The sequence below is a fragment of the Plesiomonas sp. genome (assembly GCF_051650925.1).
GTDB lineage: Bacteria > Pseudomonadota > Gammaproteobacteria > Enterobacterales > CAMTGL01 > Plesiomonas.
On sequence record NZ_JBOFRH010000031.1, the window covers coordinates 1 to 4,843 of the forward strand.

At 48.7% G+C, this 4,843-nt stretch carries 5 protein-coding genes; 3 read left to right on the forward strand and 2 right to left on the reverse strand.

Going from position 1 to position 4,843, the window contains the following annotated elements; all coding sequences use genetic code 11:
- The first annotated feature begins 213 nt into the window (after nt 1-213).
- On the forward strand, nt 214-1,116 hold the full coding sequence (gene oxyR, locus ACRC27_RS00735) for a DNA-binding transcriptional regulator OxyR (RefSeq protein ID WP_438630795.1): 903 nt from the start codon (nt 214-216) through the stop codon (nt 1,114-1,116).
- A gap of 34 nt (nt 1,117-1,150) precedes the next feature.
- On the opposite strand, the gene sthA is transcribed toward oxyR, so the two are convergent.
- Nucleotides 1,151-2,566 (reverse strand): Si-specific NAD(P)(+) transhydrogenase, encoded by a 1,416-nt coding sequence (gene sthA / locus ACRC27_RS00740; protein ID WP_438622708.1) that lies wholly within the window; start codon nt 2,564-2,566, stop codon nt 1,151-1,153.
- Nucleotides 2,567-2,951: 385 nt separating this feature from the next.
- On the opposite strand from sthA, the gene fabR reads away from it, so the two are divergent.
- Nucleotides 2,952-3,578 (forward strand): HTH-type transcriptional repressor FabR, encoded by a 627-nt coding sequence (fabR, locus tag ACRC27_RS00745; RefSeq protein ID WP_438630797.1) that lies wholly within the window; start codon nt 2,952-2,954, stop codon nt 3,576-3,578.
- Between the two features lie 216 nt (nt 3,579-3,794).
- A complete protein-coding gene (locus ACRC27_RS00750; RefSeq protein ID WP_438622710.1) occupies nt 3,795-4,157 on the forward strand; it encodes a YijD family membrane protein in 363 nt (120 codons plus the stop codon).
- Nucleotides 4,158-4,199: 42 nt separating this feature from the next.
- Here ACRC27_RS00750 and trmA read toward each other — a convergent pair.
- The coding region (trmA, locus tag ACRC27_RS00755; protein ID WP_438638860.1) for a tRNA (uridine(54)-C5)-methyltransferase TrmA at nt 4,200-4,843 on the reverse strand (644 nt) is incomplete at its 5' end.

A 4,843-nucleotide genomic window follows, 5' to 3' on the forward strand; every position in this document is an offset into this window, starting at 1 on the left:
AATGTAACCTGTGGAACTGCTTGACCTTCATGACTCTTCAACATATTGGTTATCCCTAATTTTATGAATGCAGTGAATTAATAATTCATCGTAATCGTATTTCCTGACGGGCTGTCCGTCATCTCTTGTAACCAATTATGTGATCTGACGATTGATAGTTCTAATCGCTTATCGCTATTCTATCGATAGGTTCTCACTATCAAATGGTGTGTTATGAATATCCGTGACCTTGAATATCTGGTGGCACTGGCGGAACACAAACATTTTCGCAAAGCGGCGGAAGCCTGTTATGTCAGTCAACCGACGTTAAGCGGGCAGATCCGCAAGCTAGAAGATGAATTGGGCGTGATGTTGCTTGAACGCACCAGTCGTAAAGTGCTGTTCACTGAATCAGGCATGCGCTTGGTTGATCAGGCGCGTGAGGTGTTGCGGCAGGTCAAAATTCTCAAAGAGATGGCCAGCGTACAGGGCGATGAGATGTCAGGCCCGCTGCATATTGGCGTGATCCCCACCACGGGCCCGTATCTGTTGCCGCACATTATCCCGCTATTGCGGCAGCGCTTTCCGCAGTTAGAGATGTATCTGCACGAAGCGCAGACTCATCAGTTACTGGCGCAACTCGATGCCGGTCAGATTGATTGTGCTCTGCTGGCACTGGTGAAAGAGACCGAGCCGTTTATCGAGATCCCGCTGTTTGATGAACCGATGCTGTTGGCCGTGTGCAGTGATCATCCGTGGGCTAGCCGGACAGAAATCCGCCTGCCGGAGCTGGCCGGTGAGCACGTATTGATGCTAGAAGATGGGCACTGCCTGCGCGATCAGGCAATGGGCTTTTGCTTTGCCGCTGGAGCCGATGAAGATACCCATTTTCGCGCGACCAGTTTAGAAACACTGCGCAATATGGTCGCTGCTGGCGCGGGGATGACGCTGCTGCCACAACTGGCCGTGCCACAGCAGCGCACGCGCGATGGTGTGTGTTACTTGCCTTGCCATGATCCGCAGCCGCTACGCACTATCGGGTTAGTCTATCGCCCAGGCTCTCCGCTCAAAGCGCGCTATGAGCAGTTGGCCGAGGCCATTCGTCAGCAGATGCTGCCGCTACTGGCCCAACGCTGATTTTCATCGCGACAGCGTCCACCACAACAACGGCTTAAAACAACCGATTTAAGCCGTTCAACGCGGCTACCCGATACGCCTCAGCCATTGTCGGGTAATTAAACGTCGTATTAACAAAATACTCCAGCGTATTGGCACTGCCGGTCTGCTCCATAATCGCTTGCCCGATATGAATAATCTCTGCCGCCCGTTCACCAAAGCAGTGAATACCCAAAATGGCCTTAGTTTCGCGATGAAACAAAATCTTCAGACTGCCGACATTCATCCCTGCAATTTGCGCTCTGGCCAGATGCTTAAACTGAGCTCGACCCACCTCATACGGCACATTGAGCGCAGTCAGCTCTTGCTCGGTTTTCCCCACTGAACTTATCTCTGGGATCGTGTAAATACCGGTCGGGATATGCTCAATCAGCTTACTGCGCACGCTCTGCTGAGCAATTGCCTGTGCCACAATCCGCCCCTGATCATAGGCTGCCGATGCCAGACTCGGATAACCAATCACATCCCCGACCGCATAAATATTCTCTGCGCAGGTTTGATAATGGTCATTCACCTGCAATTGTCCCCGTGTATCAGCCGACAGGCCGATATTGTCCAGTTGCAGTAAATCAGTATTACCGGTGCGCCCGTTAGCGTACAGCAAGCAATCGGCCTTCATTTTTTTGCCTGACTTGAGATGCAAGATCACCCCGTGCTCAGTGCCTTCTATCTGCGCGCACTCCTCATGGTGGCGGATCACCACCCCACTGTTCCAAAAATGGTATGACAGCGAATCAGAGATCTCCTGATCTAAAAATGACAGCAGACGATCCCGCGTATTAATCAGATCAACTTTCACCCCCAGCCCACGAAAAATAGAGGCATACTCACAGCCAATCACCCCAGCGCCATAAATGATCACGTGGCGCGGATCATGCTGGAGCGACAAAATCGAATCACTGTCATATACACGCGGGTGTGAAAAATCCACTCCCTGCGGGTGATACGGGCGTGATCCGGTAGCAATCACCACATAACGGGCGCGCAGCACCGTTTGTGTCTGTTCTGCATCAGTGATAGTCAGCGTATGCGCATCAATAAAATGGGCAGTACCGAAAAAAAGCTGGCACTGATTGCGATCATAAAACCCTTTACGCATACGGGTTTGCTGCCCAATAACATGCTGGGCATGTGCCAGTATTTTGGGAAACGTACTACGCAGGGTGACTGAATTATCGCAATACAGCGGGTTGTGGTTGAACTCAATAATCCGGCTTACGGCATGGCGCAATGCCTTTGACGGAATAGTACCCCAATGTGTACAGCCCCCGCCGACACTGGGGTGTCGCTCAATCATCGCAACGCGAAAACCCTGTTTAACCAGCCCCATTGCTGCCCCTTCACCACCGGGGCCTGAGCCAATCACTATCACATCAAAATCGAATTCATTATCAACAGTAGGGGTATGCATGTCAGGTCCAGAACGTTATTATTATTCAACACAAATGTAACATTTCACGTTACTAGCCCCAATCTGATTATCATTAGTGATATAAAAGCGTGATGCATGCAGCACCTTATCGGGCCATATTCACAGGCTTTATTGTTGTAGAGATATGCCAGAGATAATTAAAGATAAAAAAGCCTTTAAAGCAGAAGATTATGCTGGAAGAGAGGATCGAATGTGTAAACGGTATTCGCGTTTTAAACGGTTCGCGTTAGACTGAACAACACAACTGATATGTGATGCTTACTGACTCTCAGTCATCGCCGATTATCGCAGTACTCAATCGGCATTATTGACCCGTCAAATCCGTATTTAATACACCGTCAATGCAGAGTAGATAGACCAGTATATGGGTGTTCGAGCCGAACAAAAAGAGCGTACACGCCGTGCATTAATTGATGCCGCTTTCAGCCAGCTCAGTGTTGAGCGCAGTTTTTCCAGCCTAAGTTTGCGGGAAGTCGCACGGGAAGCGGGCATTGCACCTACCTCGTTTTATCGCCATTTTCGAGATATGGATGAGCTCGGGCTCACCATGGTTGATGAAAGTGGCCTGATGCTGCGCCAACTGATGCGGCAGGCTCGCCAGCGTATTGCCACCGGAGGCAGTGTTGTGCGTACCTCAGTGGAAACATTCATGGAGTTTATCTGCGATAACCCCAATGTCTTTCGCTTACTGCTGCGTGAGCGATCCGGCACTTCAGCCGCATTTCGTGCTGCTGTCGCACGTGAAATTCAGCATTTTATTGCAGAGCTGTCAGAGTACATTGTGCAGAACAATAAAATGCCGCTGCCTTTTGCCGCCGCACAAGCCGAAGCGATGGTCACTTTAGTGTTTACCGCAGGCGCTGATGCGCTGGATATGGATCAACACAGCCGTAATCTGCTAGAAGAGCGTTTAGTACTGCAATTGCGGATGATCGCAAAAGGTGCATACTGGTATCGTAAAGAGCAGGAAAAACGTGCAATAGCGCAATAATTCCATCTTGTCATGACCGTCTGGCATAACATTTATGCTACAAAGATTATGCGGATTACCGGCAGACAGCACTGAGCCTCGGTTTATGCACTGACAGGCGTAATCATAGTCATCAATATAATGAATGCGATGAGCGTAATAAACGCAATCAGCATATAAAAGCACCGTTCAGAAAATAAGACAGAGCCCATTGATAGGCCAAATTAGGAAAGAATAATGAATCAAACCACACAGAGAAAAGAGTTGAAACCACTACTGTTTGCACTACTGGTTGGCTTTTGTGGTAATGCGACCGTCGCAACCCTATTCAACAGCCACGTCACTTTTAGCCTGTTTCCGGTAATTGCACTGGTGCTATCGGTGTACTGCTTGTATCAGCGCTATGTCAGTGCGCCACTGCAAAATGACTCTCCGCTACTGACTGGCCTGAGCTTCATTTTTGGTGTGCTGGCTTACTCAGTTTTCGTCCGCGTTGAGCATCCAGAAATTGGGTCTAACTTTATCCCACTGATGCTTTGTATGGCCTTGCTGTTTTGGATCTTAAGTAAACTGGGTTTACTGAGCAAAAAAAGAACCTAAATACTCACTGCCCGCCGGTACTGGCGGGCAGTATTGCGTTTATCAGCGCTTACGTTCGAGCAGTACACCGCTTTCCATATGGTGGGTATACGGGAACTGGTCAAACAGCGCTAACTTCTTAATCTCATGAGTTTCACTTAACACCAGCAAATTGTCGCGCAGTGTTTCAGGGTTACATGAAATATAAAGAATACGCTCATAGCCCTGCACCAATTTGACGGTATCCGCATCTAGACCACTGCGTGGCGGATCGACAAAAATGGTATTGCACTGATAACTTTTTAGATCGATACCTTTCAGGCGATTAAACTCACGTACACCGTTCATGGCCTGTGTAAAATCTTCTGCCGACATCCGGATTATCTGCACATTTTCCAGCTTATTCACCGCAATATTATACTGCGCCGACTCAACCGATGGTTTGGCAATCTCAGTAGCCAGTACACGGTTAAAATTGCGTGCCAGTGCCAATGAAAAATTACCGTTACCGCAATAGAGTTCTAACAGATCGCCCGTTGCATGTTGTGTGGCATCTACCGCCCAATCTAGCATATGCATGTTGACCACCGCATTGGGCTGGGTAAAGCTGTTTTCTACTTGGCGATAGATCATCTCCTTGCCTTTCACAAACAAACTTTCATCAACATAATCATGATCTAACATGATTTTTTGCTTAGTTGCTCGGC

Coding starts and splice junctions, on each gene's coding strand:
- oxyR (WP_438630795.1), top strand. CDS start 214: ATGAATATCCGTGACCTTGAATATCTGGTGGCACTGGCGGAACACAAA.
- sthA (WP_438622708.1), bottom strand. CDS start 2,566: ATGCATACCCCTACTGTTGATAATGAATTCGATTTTGATGTGATAGTG.
- fabR (WP_438630797.1), top strand. CDS start 2,952: ATGGGTGTTCGAGCCGAACAAAAAGAGCGTACACGCCGTGCATTAATT.
- ACRC27_RS00750 (WP_438622710.1), top strand. CDS start 3,795: ATGAATCAAACCACACAGAGAAAAGAGTTGAAACCACTACTGTTTGCA.